The organism is Gilliamella sp. Gris3-2 (assembly GCF_001690345.1).
Lineage (GTDB): Bacteria > Pseudomonadota > Gammaproteobacteria > Enterobacterales > Orbaceae > Gilliamella > Gilliamella bombi.
Window position 1 is genome coordinate 21,545 of sequence record NZ_LZHB01000020.1, and the last position, 18,119, is coordinate 39,663.

16 protein-coding genes are annotated in these 18,119 nt (G+C 35.3%); 1 reads left to right on the forward strand and 15 read right to left on the reverse strand.

The features are described 5' to 3' along the window. Nucleotides 1-65 precede the first annotated feature (65 nt). The 14 genes from ftsA to mraZ form a co-directional block, all read right to left on the reverse strand. Nucleotides 66-1,319, reverse strand: a complete 1,254-nt coding sequence (gene ftsA, locus A9G32_RS03185) for a cell division protein FtsA (protein WP_034910169.1) — start codon at nucleotides 1,317-1,319, stop codon at nucleotides 66-68. A gap of 21 nt (nucleotides 1,320-1,340) precedes the next feature. Further along, the gene (locus A9G32_RS03190) at nucleotides 1,341-2,174 is read right to left on the reverse strand and encodes an FtsQ-type POTRA domain-containing protein (RefSeq protein ID WP_065590389.1); all 834 of its coding nucleotides are present in this window, start codon (nucleotides 2,172-2,174) and stop codon (nucleotides 1,341-1,343) included. Between the two features lie 13 nt (nucleotides 2,175-2,187). After that, nucleotides 2,188-3,096, reverse strand: coding sequence for a D-alanine--D-alanine ligase (locus A9G32_RS03195; RefSeq protein ID WP_065590390.1), 909 nt, complete (start codon nucleotides 3,094-3,096; stop codon nucleotides 2,188-2,190). Between the two features lies 1 nt (nucleotide 3,097). Further along, entirely contained in the window at nucleotides 3,098-4,546 is a 1,449-nt protein-coding gene (gene murC / locus A9G32_RS03200; RefSeq protein ID WP_065590391.1) for a UDP-N-acetylmuramate--L-alanine ligase, read from the reverse strand. Between the two features lie 160 nt (nucleotides 4,547-4,706). After that, nucleotides 4,707-5,759: an undecaprenyldiphospho-muramoylpentapeptide beta-N-acetylglucosaminyltransferase gene (gene murG, locus A9G32_RS03205; RefSeq protein ID WP_065590392.1), complete on the reverse strand. Its 1,053-nt coding sequence runs from the start codon at nucleotides 5,757-5,759 to the stop codon at nucleotides 4,707-4,709. Beyond that, the gene (gene ftsW, locus A9G32_RS03210) at nucleotides 5,759-6,910 is read right to left on the reverse strand and encodes a cell division protein FtsW (RefSeq protein WP_081296724.1); all 1,152 of its coding nucleotides are present in this window, start codon (nucleotides 6,908-6,910) and stop codon (nucleotides 5,759-5,761) included. The genes murG and ftsW overlap by 1 nt, the downstream gene beginning before the upstream one ends. Further along, complete coding sequence (gene murD / locus A9G32_RS03215) at nucleotides 6,907-8,241, reverse strand: UDP-N-acetylmuramoyl-L-alanine--D-glutamate ligase (protein ID WP_065590393.1); 1,335 nt, start codon at nucleotides 8,239-8,241, stop codon at nucleotides 6,907-6,909. The genes ftsW and murD overlap by 4 nt, the downstream gene beginning before the upstream one ends. Before the next feature lie 22 nt (nucleotides 8,242-8,263). Continuing rightward, a complete protein-coding gene (gene mraY / locus A9G32_RS03220; protein WP_065560405.1) occupies nucleotides 8,264-9,346 on the reverse strand; it encodes a phospho-N-acetylmuramoyl-pentapeptide-transferase in 1,083 nt (360 codons plus the stop codon). Between the two features lie 4 nt (nucleotides 9,347-9,350). Next, nucleotides 9,351-10,724, reverse strand: a complete 1,374-nt coding sequence (gene murF, locus A9G32_RS03225; RefSeq protein WP_065590394.1) for a UDP-N-acetylmuramoyl-tripeptide--D-alanyl-D-alanine ligase — start codon at nucleotides 10,722-10,724, stop codon at nucleotides 9,351-9,353. Then, nucleotides 10,721-12,274: a UDP-N-acetylmuramoyl-L-alanyl-D-glutamate--2,6-diaminopimelate ligase gene (gene murE, locus A9G32_RS03230; RefSeq protein WP_081296725.1), complete on the reverse strand. Its 1,554-nt coding sequence runs from the start codon at nucleotides 12,272-12,274 to the stop codon at nucleotides 10,721-10,723. Before murE ends, murF begins: the two co-directional genes overlap by 4 nt. Before the next feature lie 9 nt (nucleotides 12,275-12,283). Next, nucleotides 12,284-14,062, reverse strand: coding sequence for a peptidoglycan glycosyltransferase FtsI (gene ftsI / locus A9G32_RS03235; protein WP_065590395.1), 1,779 nt, complete (start codon nucleotides 14,060-14,062; stop codon nucleotides 12,284-12,286). Further along, a complete protein-coding gene (gene ftsL / locus A9G32_RS03240; protein ID WP_081296726.1) occupies nucleotides 14,062-14,442 on the reverse strand; it encodes a cell division protein FtsL in 381 nt (126 codons plus the stop codon). The genes ftsI and ftsL overlap by 1 nt, the downstream gene beginning before the upstream one ends. Beyond that, complete coding sequence (gene rsmH, locus A9G32_RS03245; protein ID WP_065590396.1) at nucleotides 14,435-15,370, reverse strand: 16S rRNA (cytosine(1402)-N(4))-methyltransferase RsmH; 936 nt, start codon at nucleotides 15,368-15,370, stop codon at nucleotides 14,435-14,437. The genes ftsL and rsmH overlap by 8 nt, the downstream gene beginning before the upstream one ends. Before the next feature lie 15 nt (nucleotides 15,371-15,385). Next, complete coding sequence (gene mraZ, locus A9G32_RS03250; protein WP_065590397.1) at nucleotides 15,386-15,832, reverse strand: division/cell wall cluster transcriptional repressor MraZ; 447 nt, start codon at nucleotides 15,830-15,832, stop codon at nucleotides 15,386-15,388. 592 nt (nucleotides 15,833-16,424) lie between these two features. Between mraZ and A9G32_RS03255 the strand changes: the two genes are divergently transcribed. After that, nucleotides 16,425-17,285, forward strand: a complete 861-nt coding sequence (locus A9G32_RS03255) for a type VI secretion system Vgr family protein (RefSeq protein ID WP_176701308.1) — start codon at nucleotides 16,425-16,427, stop codon at nucleotides 17,283-17,285. 16 nt (nucleotides 17,286-17,301) lie between these two features. Here A9G32_RS03255 and A9G32_RS03260 read toward each other — a convergent pair. Further along, the coding region (locus A9G32_RS03260) for an IS3 family transposase (protein WP_065639569.1) at nucleotides 17,302-18,119 on the reverse strand (818 nt) is incomplete at its 5' end.

Consider the following 18,119-nt stretch of genomic DNA (forward strand, 5'->3'; position numbering starts at 1 on the left):
TACGATCTGCGAACATTGTACAGATAATCATCTACAATGTCCACGAGGTTCTTGAAATATATTAGCTAAAATTCTTTTTTAAACCATCCGGTTAATCGTTTAGCTATCCCTTTTAATGATGATTTATTATTATCTTTTCCATCATCATTTAATAAACTTTGTTTTCCATAATGCAATAACCCTATAGCTGTTGAACAATAAGGTTTTTGAACATAGTCGGTTAATCCAGATATATTTAATGGCTGACCAATACGCACTTGATTTTGAAAAACTTTTTCAGCGCACTCTACCATTCCTTTTATTTGCGCTGCACCACCAGTTAAAACAATACCTGCTGCTAATTGATATTTGATATTCTGTTTTTTAAGTTCTTCTTGTAATACAAGTAACTCTTTTTGTACCAACGAAAGAAGTTCTGAATAGCGTGGTTCAATTACATCAGCAAGAGTTTGTCGTTGCAATGAACGAGAGGGTCTTCCACCAACACTTGGAACATCAATAACTTCATCTTTGCCAATTAATGAACCTACAGCGCATCCATAACGAATCTTAATATTTTCAGCATCCATTGGCGGAGCGCCAAATGCATATGCGATATCGCTAGTAACAACATTCCCAGCATAAGGGATTACAACTGAATGACGTAACGCACCTCCCGTATAGACCGTTACATCCATTGTACCGCCACCCATATCAATTACGCAAACACCAAGTTCTTTTTCATCATCCGTTAAAACTGCATAGCTAGAGGCCAATCCAGAAAAAATAAGTTGATCCACTTTCAGACCACAACGTTCTACTGCTTTCACAATATTTCTAGCCATATCATTATGACAAGTAATTAAGTGAACTTTGGCTTTCATTCTTACTCCAGATAAGCCAATAGGATTTTTAATACCTTCTTGCAAATCGATAGAATATTCTTGTGCAATGACATGCAAAATACGGTGCTCATCTAAAATTCTGACTGATTTTGCTGTATGAACAACATTGTCAACATCTTCTGCGGTTACTTCTTCATCCTCTATTGGCACCATGCCTATCTCATTTTGACAACGAATATGTTTACCTGAAAGGCTTAAATATACTGAAGATATTTGACAATCAGCCATTAATTCAGCTTGGTCAACCGCTCTTTGGATTGATTTTACGACAGACTCAAGATCGTTCACACCACCTTTATCAACCCCTTTTGATGGACAATGACCTACACCGATGATGTTGACAACACCATCGGGAAGAACTTCACCAACAAGAGCAAGTACTTTGGATGTACCAACCTCTAATCCAACAACCAATTTTTTTTCTGTTGCTTTCATACTTCAGCCTTAATTTATTCCTTACTGCACCATTTTTTCTCTTTGCACTGAAATGCCATTTTCATAACGTAAATCAGCGACCATTATTTTTTCATTTTCTGGCATTCTTGACTGAATTTCCGGAAATAACTTGATAAATTGCTGATATCTTTGTTCAATATTTTCACTACCTAATAGTAATTTTATTTCCTGATTTTCTTGGCAAAAACCTGATACACACTGTTTCACCGTCAATTGCCACGCGTTACGTTCATCAGTTATTGCTGTTTTAATATGTAATGCCAACTGATTATTAGCTAATTTTTTAGAAAGATTCTCTAATTTATAATAAGTTTCTAACGCCGATTTTGCTTTACCCTCTGGACCATATAACTTTGGTAGTTTTAAGTTACTTATACGGTCAAGTGGTACACTAAATACATTGCCACTTTTATCAAGTAAAAATAAGTCATTCCAATAAAGCACGGGTTTATATTCTTCGACATAGACAATTAACCTATCTGGCCACTGTTTACGTACACTGGTTTGCTTCACCCACGGAAATCGCATTACTTCTTGTTGAATATCATTAACATCTTGTCCTATATAGGTATTAGGCAACCCTAGTCCTAAAATAGCTTCCCGAAGATCATCCTCAGTTGTATAGGTATGCTCTCCACTCAATGTTAATTGAGACAATACCATTTGTTCGGGATCATCCATCCAATTTTTAAAACTTTGAACGACCCAAATACTAATACAAATAATCGCAATAAAGAACAAAAATCCTATTAATTGCTCTGTATTACGAAAAATAAGCAGCTTTCTTTTGTTTTTATCGTCCCTTCTATGCGCTGCTTGCCGAACTTGTTTCATAAAATAAGGCCAATTATAAAGTTGCCAAATTCAAAATTTTAGCAACAAGCTCATTAAATGACCATCCATGTTCTTTTGCCGCCATTGGTACCAAACTATGATCTGTCATACCTGGAGCGGTATTAACTTCAAGTAAAAAAGGTTTTTGATTAGCATTAAACATGATATCAACTCTTCCCCACCCTCGACATCCTACTGCTTTATAAGCATCTAACGCTAATTTACGAATTTCCTGTTCTTGTTCATCAGGTAAACCGCTTGGACAAAAATACTGAGTGGTATCAGATAAATATTTCGCATCATAATCATAAAATTTAGTTGCGGGTTTAATATGGATTGAAGGTAAAACATCTTCGCCAACAATTGCTACTGTAAATTCTGGGCCAGCTAAAAATGACTCAACCATCACTACACTATCATATTTGAAAGCTGCGCTAATAGCTGCTTCCAATTCAGATGCTTCATTAACTTTAGCCATTCCCACACTTGATCCTTCATGACTTGGTTTAACAAACAACGGTAAACCAAGCTGTTTAACTATGGTATCAGTATCAATTGATTGTGATTTTTCAACCATAACATATTCAGCAACAGGTAAATTGAGTGATTTCCACACTAACTTAGTTTTCAGTTTATCCATTGTTAAGGCTGATGATAAAACATCACTGCCTGTATAAGGAATATTTTGATAAGTCAAAATCGCTTGAACAATACCATCTTCCCCACCACGTCCGTGTAAAATAATAAAAGCTTTTGTATAACCTTCTTCTTTTAAATTGGTAATAGGATGATATTTAGTATCAATAAGATGCGCATCGATACCATTTGCCAATAATCCTGCATGTACAGCCTTACCTGACTTAAGTGACACTTCCCGTTCAGCTGAAGTACCACCATACAATACAGCAACTTTATCTACCATTTTATAAAACCTCTTCTGATGATAATTGAGTTTTGGCTAATTGGCGTGCTATACGACCAACACTACCTGCACCTTGTGTAATTAATAAATCACCACTTTGTAAAACTTCTTGCATTATTTCGGGTAGCAAATCTAAATCCGAAACATAAATTGGGTCAACTTTGCCACGATTGCGGATAGAACGGCATAACGAACGGCTATCTGCACCCGCAATAGGTTGCTCTCCTGCGGAATAGACATCTAACATAACAAGTGCATCGACTTGAGAAAGCACTTGTGCGAAATCGTCAAATAAATCCCGAGTACGCGTGTATCGATGTGGTTGGAATAACATAACTAATCTTCGTTCAGGCCAGCCGTTTCTTGCTGCTTGAATTGTTGCATTAACCTCGCTAGGATGATGACCATAATCATCAACCATCATTATATCGCCACCATCAACATACGGGAATATACCTAATAAATCAAAACGTCGACTAGTACCAGCAAATTTAGCTAATGCATTTATAATTGATTCATCATCAATACCATCTTCTGTTGCTGCAATTATCGCAGCCGCCGAGTTTAAAGCATTATGTTTACCAGGTGCATTTAACTCAATCTGCAAATCTTGGCGATCAGGACGACAAACAGTGTAATAGCTTACACCTCGTTCTTGACGATAATTTTTAATGACAACATCAGCTTCTTCGCTAAATCCATAAGTGATAATTTTACGTCCCACAATCGGTAATAATTCTCGATTAATAGGATCGTCGTAACACATAATAGCTAAACCATAAAATGGAAGGTTATGTAAAAATGAAATAAATGTTTGTTTTAAATTATCAACACTACCTTGATAAGTGTCCATATGGTCAGGCTCTATATTTGTTACAATAGATACCATCGGTTGCAAATGAAGAAATGAAGCATCACTTTCATCAGCCTCAGCAATAAAATAACGGCTACTACCTAATTGAGCATGTGTTCCTGCCGCCTTAACTAAACCACCATTAACAAAAGTTGGATCGAGTTTCGCCTCAGCATAAATAGAGGTAACCATAGCGGTAGTTGTAGTTTTACCATGAGTACCAGCAATTGCTATACCATATCGAAAACGCATTAATTCAGCTAACATTTCAGCACGTTGAATAACAGGTATACGTGCTGCACGAGCGGCAATTACTTCAATGTTATCTTGCGAAATAGCTGAGGATATAACAACAACGCTAGAATTAATTACATTTTCAGCCGCATGGCCAATAACAATTTTTGCCCCTAATGTTTCTAGATGTTGAGTGACCGCATTTTCAGCAATATCTGATCCACTAATTTGGTATCCTTCATTAGCGAGAACTTCAGCAATTCCCCCCATACCAGCACCACCAATACCCACAAAGTGAATATGTTTAACTCGCTTCATTTCAGGAATAATTGCTCTTAACTTCGCTAATTCCTTTGTATTCACTATTTAACTCCTACATTATTTTACAGTTCACAGTACATATCATCATTGAGCATATCTATCATCGTTATTTCTTATTGCTCAAATGAATCATTGACTCAAACATATATCTAACCTGAAACATTTTGACAAAAATATTACATAAATTTATGTCAGAAAAGTATTATTTTATCACCGAATAAAGGGCTTCTGCTACTTTTTCTGTGGAATTCACAATAGATAAACTTTTAGCTTTTATTGCCATTTCAATTAATTTGTCACGGTTCAAATTACATAACAAATTGGATAGCGATTCAACACTGAAATCAGGTTGTTCTATAATACTAGCAGCACCTATATCTGCTAGTGATTTTGCATTCCAAAATTGCTGACGATCTTTATGCATAAATGGAATAAAAATAGCACCAATACCAACTATTTCAATTTCACTGACGGTTAATGCTCCGCTACGACAAATTACAATATCTGCCCAATTGTATGCATCTGCAACATCTTGGATAAATTCAGTCACTTTGTTATTGGTCATATCGCAATTTTGGTATGACTGAATTACGGAATTCAACATTCCTTTACCTGTTTGATGCCATACTATATATTTATCGGATAATTTTGTTATCACTTTAGGCACAATATCATTAATAACTTTAGCTCCTTGGCTGCCTCCCATGACTAATACTCTAATTGGCCCATCACGATCTTTGAATCTTTCTTCAGGTTTTGCTACAGTTAAAAGATCACTACGAACAGGATTGCCAACTACTTCAGCCTTAGGAAAAGCAGTAGGGAATGCTTGTAAAACTTTAACCGCTATCTTAGCTAGATATTTGTTGGTTAAACCTGCTATACCATTTTGTTCATGTACTACAACCGGTATGCCAAGTGTTTTTGCTGCTATTCCCCCTGGGCCTGAAACATATCCTCCCATACCTAGAACAACATCAGGGCGATAAGTTTTTAAAATTTTTCTAGCTTGTAAAACTGCTTTTAAAATTTTATAAGGTGCTTTTAATAATGCCATAACACCTTTGCCTCGTAGCCCTGATATTTCGATAAAATCAATATCAATACCATTTTCAGGAACTAAGTGTGCTTCCATTCGATCGGCAGTTCCTAACCATCTTACCTGCCAGCCTTGCTTCATTAAATATTGCGCCACAGCAATACCTGGAAAAACATGCCCCCCAGTTCCTCCTGCCATAACTAATAATTTTTTCATTATTTTATTAACCTTATTCTTGCTTGGGCTTGTTGTTGTCTAAATTCAAAATCAATTCGGAGTAATATTGCTGTTGCAATACTCATCACAATAAGACTTGATCCACCATAACTAATAAATGGTAGTGTTAATCCTTTAGTAGGCAACATACCAGATGTAACACCCACATTTACAAATGTTTGAAAACCAAACCATATCCCAATTTCACAAGCTAAATAACCAGAGAACAATGAACTTTCATTCAGTGCTCGATAACCAATTGCAAGCGCCTTAAATGTTAGAAAGAAAAGTAATGACAATAAAGCAACTACACCTATATATCCATACTCTTCTGATATAATTGAGAAAATGAAATCAGTATGACATTCGGGCAAATAACCTAATTTCAGTATAGAATTTCCCATACCTTGCCCAGTAACGCCTCCATTACCAATTGCCATTAATGAGGCAACTAATTGATAACCTGAACCTGTAGCATCTTGCCAAGGATCAAGAAAGGTTAACAGTCGTGTTAAGCGGTAAGACTCATACAAAATCAAACAAATTACTGCGCCAACTCCCGTTAGCAAAATAGCAATAAATTGCCACAATTGCGCACCTGCAATAAATAAAATGCCAATAGTGACCATAAATAAAACAATAACAGTACCTAAATCTGGTTGTTTAAGTAACAAAATGGAAAGTATAGTCATAACAACCATTGGTTTAAAAAAACCCCAAAAGCCGCTTTGTACTTCTTCAGATTTACGTGATAAATAACCAGCTAAGAATAAAAATAGCGCTAATTTTGAAAGTTCTGCAGGTTGAAAATTGAATACTCCTAGAGGTATCCAACGAGATGCTCCATTAATCGAAGAACCAATACCTAACACAACGATTAACATAATAATAGCAATAATAAGTAAAACAGAAGCAAACTGTTGCCAACGTTGCATTGGAATATAAAACGTAATAAACATTAAAAATAATGATAGTCCTAACTGAATAAGTTCTCGTTGTGTATAAAAGAAAGGATCGCTTTCATTAAATGCCATTGAAGAAGAGGTCACCATGATCAAACCAAAGATCATTAAACCTAACACAGTCCAAAGTAGTTGGTTGTCAAATGGTATGTGGGGGTTAACTTGTTTTTTTAACCAAAAGAGTGTCATTTTGTACTCCTTTGAGTATATTGTTCAGCAAGTTGTGCAAACTGTTTTCCGCGTTCAATATAATTCTTAAACTGATCTAAGCTTGCGCATGCTGGAGAAAGCAAAACCACATCATTTGGTTCAACTTTTTGAGCAATAACTTGCATTGCATCTGACAATGTTTCAGTTACAGTTGTTATATGAGGTGCTAGCTTAGCAAGGATAAAACGATCACGCCCAAAACAAAAAATTTCTAGATTTCTGTTTTCAAAAAAAGGAATCAATGGCGAAAAATCCGCTGATTTTCCATCCCCACCTAATAATAAAAATAATTTCCCTTTGCAAACTACGCTATTTAATGCTGCTTCTGTACTACCTACATTAGTTGCTTTGGAATCATTAATCCACTTCACACCATTTTTTTCCAACACTAACTCAAAACGATGTGCTAGACCATGAAATGAAATAATTGTTGCTATACTTGATTCTCGTGAAATTTTCAGTTTATCAACTATAGCTAAAGCAGCTAACGCATTAAGATAATTATGACATCCCGCCAGTTTCATTATTTTAGTCGCTACTACTGGCTGCTCTTGTGCAATCAAATGTTCAAAGTGGAAATCCAAATGATAATCCCCTTTATTTACACCAAATGAAACGCAGTTTTTTTGTTGGTCAGTCGGAATTGTTAACTTATCATCATGGTTAATTACACAATACTTGGCATTATGATAAATACGTTGCTTAGCCTCAACATATTGCATTAATCCAAGAGGATAACGATCCATATGATCTTCTGAAATATTTAAGATTGTTGCAACTGTAGCTTTTAAACTCTGAGTTGTTTCTAGCTGAAAGCTAGACAGTTCAAGAACATATACATCGTAATGTTGATTCAATAACGATAATGCTGGCTGCCCAATATTACCACCAATAGCGACTTTAATACCTGCCGACTTAATAATTTCACCAACTAATGTTGTTACTGTAGTTTTACCATTTGCACCTGTAATGGCTACAATTTGTTTACTGTTTTGTTGATTCAATTCACGGCAAAATAGTTCAATATCGCCAATAATTTCAATACCTTTTTTAGCTGCCTGTTGTAGTTCAGGTGTTGATAAAGCAATTCCTGGACTGACTATTATTAAATCAGCATCAAGCAACCAATCAACATTTAATTCCCCTAAATGGCAAGCAACACGTTTGTCTAATTGTTCCATCCCTGATGGCGACTTACGAGTGTCAATAACTTTAGGTATAACATTTTGAGCAAGAAAATAGTCTACACAAGAAAGTCCTGTGACACCTAAACCAATAATAACGACATTTTTTCCTTGATAGCTAACCATGATTTGATCCTAATATCTTTTATTAACGTAATTTCAAAGTTAATAAACCTATTACAACTAACATCAATGAAATTATCCAAAACCGCACAATAACACGCGGTTCTGGCCAACCTTTTAATTCATAGTGATGATGAATTGGTGCCATACGGAAAATTCTTTTACCCCGTAATTTAAATGATCCTACTTGTAAAATTACGGATAAAGTTTCAATAACAAAAATTCCCCCCATAATCAGTAATAAAAATTCTTGTCGTAATAAAACAGCAATAATTCCAAACACGCCACCTAAAGCTAGCGATCCAACATCTCCCATAAAAACCATCGCCGGATATGTGTTAAACCATAAAAAACCAAGTCCAGCACCAATAATTGCAGTACAAACAATCATCAACTCTCCGCTGAATTTGATATAAGGAATATTCAAATACGCAGCAAAATTGACATTCCCTGTAGCCCATGCTACAAGCGTAAAACCAGCGGCTACAAAAACAGTTGGCATAATTGCTAATCCATCAAGTCCATCTGTTAAATTAACGGCATTACCAGCCCCAACAATAACTACATAAGTTAATAAAATAAACCATAGTCCCAATTGAGGCATCACATCTTTAAAAAATGGCACAACAAGTACTGTTACCGTGCTATCTTTACCATAAACATAAAGACCAAAAGCAACAATTAATGCAATAACCGATTGCCAAAAGTATTTCCATCTAGCAATTAATCCAGCACTATTTTTACGAATCACTTTTAAATAATCATCAGCAAAGCCAACAATGCCATAACCAATTAAAACAAACAAAGTTACCCAAACATAAGGATTGCGTAAATCTGCCCATAGCAATACCGACAAGGAAATTGAGGCTAAAATTAGCGTCCCCCCCATGGTCGGTGTCCCTTTTTTACTTAAATGAGACTCAGGTCCATCATGACGAATAACTTGACCAATTTGTAATTTTTGTAGCCAGTCAATGACTTTTTGTCCCAAAAATAATGAAATTGCTAACGAGGTTAATAAACCTAAAATAGCTCTTACTGTTAAATAAGAGATAACATTAAAAAAGGTAAAATGTTTAACTAAATATTCCGATATCCAAAGCAACATAATCTTAATCCTGACTCATTTTGAGTTGTTCAATTTGAATTTTTTCGATAACTTCTTCCATTTTTGCACTACGCGACCCTTTAACTAACATTGTTAAATTTGGTTGTTGGCGTAACAGCATTAATAGATAATTCACTGCATCTTGTTTATTATTGAAATGGTGACCCACGCCACTAAACTGGCTAATAAATTGACTTAATTTGCCTACACTTACTACACAATCAATTTTTTCATCATGAGCAAGCTCACCTATTTGGCAATGATATTTTTCAGCTTCTGGTCCTAACTCTCCCATATCACCGACGACTAAAATCCGATAACCAGGTTGTTTTGCCAAGACTTTGACAGCCGCTGACATCGATCCAACATTAGCATTATAAGTATCATCCCAAATTAATTGGGTTTGATTTAATTTTATTGGAAATAATCGTCCTTTTACAGGCGTTAAAGAGGCTAAGCCTTGTTGAATCTGATTCAAAGTCGCTCCGACAGAAAGTGCTAAAGCTGATGCCGCGATCGCATTTGAAATATTATGTTTCCCAACTAGCGATAACATAATCTCACATTCACCTTTAGGTGTATGTAATGTAAATGTTGTATTTTTTTCGTGTTGAATATTACTAGCATAAAATTGAGCAGAAGGGTTCGTTAACGAAAAAGTCCAAACTGTTTTGTTTACTAACTGAGTAAACCATTTATCAGAACAACTATCTAAATTAATAATAGCAATACCACCATCAAGCAATCCTTGAAAGATTTCGCCTTTAGCTTTTGCTACACCTTCAAGTGATCCAAAACCTTCTATATGTGCTTCTGCAATATTATTAATTAAAGCACTTTGTGGTTTAACAAAATTCGTAGTATAGGCAATTTCACCAATATGATTAGCACCTAATTCTATAACTGCAAACTGGTCTTGTTTAGTTAAGCGTAAAATCGTTAATGGCACCCCGATATCATTATTGAAATTACCTTGTGTATAAAGGGTCTGTCCACAGTGTTGTAATATTGCCGCAGTCATTTCTTTAACTGACGTTTTACCTGATGAACCTGTAAGCGCAACAATTTTAGCTGTACTTTGCTGCCGGATAAAATTAGCGATTCCCCCTAAAGCCAAGCGAGTATCCTTAACAACAATCTGTGGTATGGGCTTATCAAGTTTATGATCGACGATCACGGCTATAGCACCATCTTTAATAGATTGTTCAGCAAAAGCATGTCCATCAAAATTATTTCCAACAAGTGCGATGAATAGCGATTGTTTTATTATTTTTCGTGAATCAGTGCAAATTGTATCAATCACAGCACTTTCATCTTGAATGTAATAACATTCACCATTAACTATTTTTTTTATTTGCTCAATTTCTAATGGAATCATGATTGATTCTCTACTCCTAGAATTTTTTTCACTGTTTCTTGATCTGAATAGTGATATTTGGTATTACCAATTATTTGATAGTCCTCATGCCCTTTACCTGCAATTAAAATGACATCATTAGGCTTAGCCTGCTTTAATGTTTGTGCAATAGCCTGCACTCTATTGGTAATTATGTGTACATTATCAGTGTAATGTAAACCTTGTTGAATATCATGAATAATCTTCATTTCATCTTCAGTGCGTGGATTATCATTAGTCAAAACAATTTTATCGGCAAATTGTTCTGCGATTTCAGCCATTAAAGGTCTTTTTCCTGTATCCCTATCGCCACCACATCCAAAAATCACCCATAAAGAACCTTTACAATGAATTCGACTAGCTTGCAAAGCTTTCTGTAACGCATCTGGAGTATGCGCATAATCAACAATAACCGTTGGGCTATTTTTTACATGTAAAACCTCCATTCGCCCACAGATTGGAGTCAAAAAAGAAGCCATATTAACAACAGCAAAAAATGGATAGTTCAATGTTAAAAGTGTAGCTATGGCTAATAACAAATTAGAAACATTAAATTCACCTAGCAATCGGCTATTAATAATGGCATTTCCCCAACTTGATTCCATATGAATTTGGGCACCTTTATCAAGATATTCGATCATTGATACACCAACATAAGGTATATTTAACGCCTTGAGTCGACGTAATGATTTTGTTTGACATGATACAGCTGTCACTTGTGGAAGTTTTTCAATCCATCTTTTACCATATTTGTCATCATAATTAATAATTGATTTACCCGCAGCTAAAACTTGTTTTTCTTTTTCATCGGGACTAAATAACGACCATTTTGCTTTTGCATATCTATTCATTGTTTTGTGATAATCAAGATGATCTCGACTTAAATTTGTAAATACAGTAGCAGCACAATTTAGCCCTTTAACCCGATCCATGGCAAGCCCATGTGAAGAAATTTCCATCGTTACAACTTTGACCTGTTTCTCTACAAATTCGGCTAATAAGGTTTGCACATCTACTGCTGATAACGTTGTATTAACTGATGGCTCAAGTTCATTATAAATTCCATTACCAATAGTTCCCATTAATGCTGTTTTTTCATTCAATAATGTTAAACATTGGGCAATAAGCTGACTAACAGTTGTTTTCCCATTGGTTCCTGTCACACCAATAACAGATAATTTTTTTGATGGAGAATGATAAAACTCATTAGCAATCAAGGATAGACGCTGTGAAAGTTGGAAAACACTAATTTGTGGAATTATCGATTTATTTTCATGCCTAATATAGTCGATTTTTAAGTCATTTGATTTTCTACTTGCTTCTACTAAGATAACAACCGCCCCCATTGAAATAGCTTGTGGAATAAATGCTTGACCATCAACTGTATGACCTTTGATAGCGATAAACACATCGTTTTTTCCTACTTTGCGACTATCTATACGCAAATGATTAAGTGGAAAATCATCTAATTTTAAATTACATCTTCCACCTAATAATTCCAATAATGTTTTAAACGAGTTTGTTGCTAGCATTTTCACCTACTAATAAATAATCATTTGCCCATCAACTTGGCGATCAGGTTTTACATTCATCGTTCTAAGCACACCGCCCATAATGCGACTGAAAACAGGCGCAGAAACTGAACCACCATAATATTGGCCAGCTTTAGGATTATCAATAACAACAACTAGTGAATACTTTGGTGCTGTTGCTGGAGCGATACCTGCGGTATAAGCTAAATATTGATTAACATACCGTCCACCGGATAATTTTTTCGCTGTTCCTGTTTTAACTCCAACACTATAACCAGGAACCGATGCTTTAGTTCCTCCACCAGTAACAGCTACAGCCTCCATTAATTGAACAACTGTTTTAGCATCTTTTTCAGAAACTACACGTTTACCCTTAACAGGTTCTGTGACTTTTAAAATTGATACAGGTCGGTAAATTCCATAACTACCGATAGTTGCATAAGCTCTTGCTAACTGTAATGGGGTAACAGTTAATCCATATCCAAACGCAAATGTTGCTCGCTCAATATCAGCCCATTTTCTGGTTCTATCGGCTGCAATTGAACCACTAACTTCACCACCTAAGCCTAATTCCGTTGGTTGACCTAATCCAAATCGACTATAGAATTCTACAAGATCATCCTGTTGCATTTGTAAAGCTAGCTTACTTACTCCAACATTACTTGATTTTTCTAAGATACCTGCCAAATTAAGCGTTTTTTGATATGACACATCTTTAATTTCATAACGATTAACATAAAAAGGTCTAGTATCGATAATAGTATTTAAGTTAGCAATTTTCTTTTCTAAGGCAGCCATTACAACTAGCGGTTTAACCGTAGAGCCTGGTTCAAACGCATCAGTAACAGCTCTATTTCTCAATAAATTATAATCAATTGATGAGCGATTATTTGGATTATAAGATGGGCTGGTTGCCATCGCTAAAATCTCACCACTATGCACATCAACCAATACAGCTGTTCCACTGTCTGCTTTGTTAAATTGAACCGCTTGACTAAGTTCGCTATAAACTAGTGATTGTAAACGCTCATCTATACTTAATATTAAATCTGATGCTGTTTCTGTTTCTGTCCGTTCTAATTCTTCAATAACACGACCTACTCGATCACGTCTTACAACTCTTTGCCCCGATTCACCTATTAACCATTTATTAAAGCTTTTTTCAATACCTTCAGAACCTTTCTCAGCACCATTTGCATCAATATCTGTTAAACCAATTAATTGAGCTATATTTTCTGCCGCAGGGTAATAACGTTTAGATGTTTTAGCAAACGATATCCCCGGTAACTTTAGTTTTTTTAAATAGTCAGATATTGTTGGCGTTACTTGCTTAGACAAATAAACAAATCTCATTGATGGATTGTTTAATTTTTGCTTTAGCGTTGACATTGGAATATTCAACGTTTGTGCTAATCCTTGCCATCTAATATCATCCGCTTTAACTCCACCTTTTTGCACAACAATTTTAGGATCTGCCCAAACATCAAACATCGGTACACTTACTGCTAACGCACGCCCATTACGATCGGTGATCATGGCTCTTGGTGCATCAATTTCTTGGTGACGAAGTGAGCGCTTATTACCTTCAGCAATCAGTTTATCTGGTTCAATAATTTGCAATAATGCCATTCGAGCCATAAGACAAATAATCGCTAAAATAATAAGTCCATATATAATATAAAAACGATTCGGTGTAAAAAACTGTCTTTTACCATTTAACCTATTATTTTTATTTGTTTTTGCAACCTTTTTAGTTTTATTTTTTTTATATTTAGTGGCAGGTTTCATTATTTACTCTTTATCACAATAACTGTTTCATTTTGCGGTGTCACATAAGACATTCCTAATTGGTTTTTGGCTTTATCTTCGACACGTTTGGGATCAGCAAGTACATTTTCTTCAATAACTAAATTCCGCCATTCGCTTTCTAACACATCTTGTTCTAATAAAAGTTGCTCACGTTCAAATAACTGTTTACGAATCTGTTGCGTTGTTATTAATACTGCACCAGCAGAAATAATAATCATCACAAGTAATAACAATGAAATTTTTTGATGCCTAAATAAATCCCCAATAATTACACCAAACAAGCTTTTACTCGGTCTTTTTTGAAAATTTTTATCAATATAAGTTTTATCTAGAAAAAAATCATTGTCTTGGTTATTCATTTTTCCTTTCTGCTACCCTTAATATTGCGCTTCGGGAGCGCGGGTTATTATTAATTTCAATAGTATTTGGTTTAATTTTGCCAAGTGATTTTAATTTAGCACTACCATATTGTTTAATTTGTTGTTCAGTTAATGGTAATCGTGTTGGTAAATCTGGACCTTTACTCTGTTTACTAATAAATTGTTTTACAATCCTATCTTCTAAAGAATGAAAGCTAATAACCGCTAATCTTCCTTGATTTGCAAGTACTGATAAACAACTATTTAACACTTGCTCGACTTCTTCCAATTCACTATTAATATAAATACGAATAGCCTGAAAACTACGTGTAGCTGGATGCTTATTTTTATCCTTTCTTGGTGTAGCTTTTTCAATTAAATTAGCCAACTCTAAGGTACGAGTAATCGGAGAAATTTTATTCTGCTCGACAATCGATCGAGCAATACGTTTGGCAAATTTCTCTTCACCAAATGTCTTTAACACCCATGAAATATCGTCTTCATCACTGCTAAGTAACCATTCACTTGCAGTTAAACCTTTACTATTATTCATACGCATATCAAGAGGTCCATCACGCATAAAAGAGAATCCCCTGTCAGGATCATCAAGTTGTGGTGATGAAACACCTAGATCTAATAAGACACCATCAATTTCACCCAATAATTCTAACTCTTCAATATATTGATATAAATTTGAAAACTCACCACGAATAAAAGTAAATCGAGGATCTATTATCTGTAACGCAGTTTGCTCTGCACGCTCATCACGATCAATAGCAATCAATCGTCCTTGTGCTCCTAGTTGTTCAAGTATTAAACGAGAATGGCCTCCTCGTCCAAAGGTACCATCAACATAAATGCCATCTTTTTTTATATTTAATGCATTCACAGCTTCGTTTAATAAAACCGTCGTATGTTGATAATCCATCAATCTTCACTCTTATTAAATAGTTAAACTTTTCAAATTATCTGATAAGTTTTCAATATCGCTTGATAATGCGGTAATATCATCATTAATTTGTTGATACCAACTTGCCTCATCCCAAATTTCAAATTTATTAGATTGACCAACAAACATTATATTTTTTTCTAATTTTGCATAAGTACGCAATGTAGGTGACAATAAAATTCGTCCAGAATTATCCATTAGGCACTCAGTTGCATACCCCAATAACAATCTTTTTATTCTACGTTCAGTTTCAACAATGGTTGATAATGTTGCAAGTTGCTGTTCAATACATTTCCATTCGGACATTGAATAAAGTGTCAAGCATGGGTCGTATAAACCAATTGTGCAAACCATACCTTCAGATAAAGATTCACGGTAGCGAGTAGGAATAGCTAACCGTCCTTTATTATCTAAACTAATTGAAATTGCACCACTAAACATAAAAGTATTTTTCTTTATAATTTATTTAAATTTTAATTAATAAAAATCAACATGTTAATAAAAACACCTATTTTTACCACTTAGCCCCACTTTTTACCACAAAATTTGATAAATTAATAGGTAGTTGGTTAATTATTTATAAAAGATTGTTTTTATTTATCAAAAGAAACAAAGTTTACAGTAATCACTCTATTTATCTTTTCCATTTGTTTAAGTGTTGTAGAATTGAGAGAGTTTTTCATATCTACTATTTTATTAGTTGAAAAATCTCATTAACAAAAGTCAGGTTATTTAAATCACTTATTCAATAAAAAGGTTAAGTAGTTGTCAATTACTTGCTTAACTAACAGAAATTATTCATATTAAACAACATTCATTTAACATTTAAAAAAAAAGATTAAATTTCACACTAAAATTGTGTATGCTTTTTAGCTAAGCTATCTGTTGCTTGAACTCAGTAATGCTGAGTATAAGATATAAAAAATAATTAAATAGACAGACTGATTTTAAAATTGGATATAAGGAGGAGGAAAAAATGTCAAACGAACTTAATCGTCTTCTGGAGCAACTCGGTGAAGGTTTTGGCGATCTAATGGCGGGTTTGAGTGGGGTTAGCCATAATCGCTATACCTTAACGGTTGACGTGCTGGGGGCGCCGATTTCGGTTTTGCATATTGATGGTGATGAGTCGTTAAACCAGCCTTGGCGTTATGTGATTACTTTTACCAGTACTGATAAAACCTTATCGCCTGATTCCTTTCTTAATCAAAAATCGACCTTCTCCTTTAATCCTGTTATCAATAAACCATTAACTTCCGCTATCCGCTCATTAAGTGACTTGCCCACGTTGAGTAATAAACGCACCTTGCATGGGGTGATTACTGAGTTTAGTCAGTTATCGGTCAATAAAGATGAAGCCCATTATCAAGTGGTGTTATCCTCGTGCTTAGCACGGTTGGCTGTGGGGCAACATAATGCCATATTTCAAAATCAAAGCGTGGTCAGTGTGGTTGAAGAAGTGCTACGCAGTCATGGTTTGACAGGCATTGATTACCGTCTAGAGCTAAAAGATAGCTACCCTGAGCGGGAGTTTATTACTCAGTGGCAAGAAAGTGACCTTGAATTTATTCAACGCTTATTGGCCGATGTCGGTATCTGGTTTCGCTTTGAAACACACGCTGAGCACCACTGTGATGTGATGGTGTTAAGTGATTATGAGCAAGGCTATGCGCAGGTCGCTGATATTGACTATAAACTGCCCAGTGGCATGGCAGATAGTGGCGTTGAAAGTGTGTGGGATATCAGCCTGCATAGTGAAGTGGTGGTCTCCTCAGTCAAGGTACAAGACTATAACTACCGTGATGCCCTAGCCGATTTACAGGGCGAGATTAATACCCAACCCAAAGACAGCACCACCTATGGCACCGACTACTGGTATGTCCACACTTTTTAGTACCAAAAAGATAAGGTCATCGATTTCTTTTGTATTCAATCGGCGACTGGTAATTTAATATTGAATGAAGTCGATTATAATTAAACCAATCCACATAGTGATTAAATTCCAATTTAAGTTGCGCCAGTGAATCAAAAATAGTATTTGACACAAATTCTGTTTTCACTGCTTTGAATGTGCTTTCTGCAATTGCATTATCATAGGGGCAGCCTTTGCGACTTAACGACCGTTTAATTCCAAATGCTGTTAAACATTCATCAATCAAATGATTATCAAACTCTTTTCCTCTATCAGAATGAAACAACTCAATCGTCTGTAAGTTCATTGGAATTTGACTCATAGCTTGCATGACCAGTGCCGCTGTTTTATGCCTGCCAGCACTTCGCCCCACTATTTCTCGATTACTGATATCAACAATTACACAAAGGTAGTGCCAACGTTGTTTAACCCTTACATAGGTTAAATCGGTCACCAATATCTTTCGTGGTTGACCTATATCAAATTCTCGATTCAGTTCATTCCCCACCAGCGATTCATTGCTTTTTTCTGTATGAATACAATATTTTTTACAGGTGTATTTCGAAACCCAGCCATTTTTCGCCATGATTCGACCTATTCGGCGTCGAGATACGGTTATGCCTTGCTTTCTCAGCTCTGCTTGCAAACGCCTTGTGCCATAAGCACGATAATTAGTATTAAAAATTTCATCCACTATTTCACTCAGTGATATATCTTGTGATTGCTGCGTTAATTGCCGTTGATAATAGAAACGATTTCGGGTTACATTTAAACATCGACATAATGCACGTAAGCTGTATCGATGCTTATTATGTA

Bases quoted from the DNA above. Each gene is read 5' to 3' on its own strand.
- ftsA (WP_034910169.1), bottom strand. From the start codon at position 1,319: ATGAAAGCAACAGAAAAAAAATTGGTTGTTGGATTAGAGGTTGGTACA.
- A9G32_RS03190 (WP_065590389.1), bottom strand. From the start codon at position 2,174: ATGAAACAAGTTCGGCAAGCAGCGCATAGAAGGGACGATAAAAACAAA.
- A9G32_RS03195 (WP_065590390.1), bottom strand. From the start codon at position 3,096: ATGGTAGATAAAGTTGCTGTATTGTATGGTGGTACTTCAGCTGAACGG.
- murG (WP_065590392.1), bottom strand. From the start codon at position 5,759: ATGAAAAAATTATTAGTTATGGCAGGAGGAACTGGGGGGCATGTTTTT.
- ftsW (WP_081296724.1), bottom strand. From the start codon at position 6,910: ATGACACTCTTTTGGTTAAAAAAACAAGTTAACCCCCACATACCATTT.
- murD (WP_065590393.1), bottom strand. From the start codon at position 8,241: ATGGTTAGCTATCAAGGAAAAAATGTCGTTATTATTGGTTTAGGTGTC.
- mraY (WP_065560405.1), bottom strand. From the start codon at position 9,346: ATGTTGCTTTGGATATCGGAATATTTAGTTAAACATTTTACCTTTTTT.
- murF (WP_065590394.1), bottom strand. From the start codon at position 10,724: ATGATTCCATTAGAAATTGAGCAAATAAAAAAAATAGTTAATGGTGAA.
- murE (WP_081296725.1), bottom strand. From the start codon at position 12,274: ATGCTAGCAACAAACTCGTTTAAAACATTATTGGAATTATTAGGTGGA.
- ftsI (WP_065590395.1), bottom strand. From the start codon at position 14,062: ATGAAACCTGCCACTAAATATAAAAAAAATAAAACTAAAAAGGTTGCA.
- ftsL (WP_081296726.1), bottom strand. From the start codon at position 14,442: ATGAATAACCAAGACAATGATTTTTTTCTAGATAAAACTTATATTGAT.
- rsmH (WP_065590396.1), bottom strand. From the start codon at position 15,370: ATGGATTATCAACATACGACGGTTTTATTAAACGAAGCTGTGAATGCA.
- mraZ (WP_065590397.1), bottom strand. From the start codon at position 15,832: ATGTTTAGTGGTGCAATTTCAATTAGTTTAGATAATAAAGGACGGTTA.
- A9G32_RS03255 (WP_176701308.1), top strand. From the start codon at position 16,425: ATGGCGGGTTTGAGTGGGGTTAGCCATAATCGCTATACCTTAACGGTT.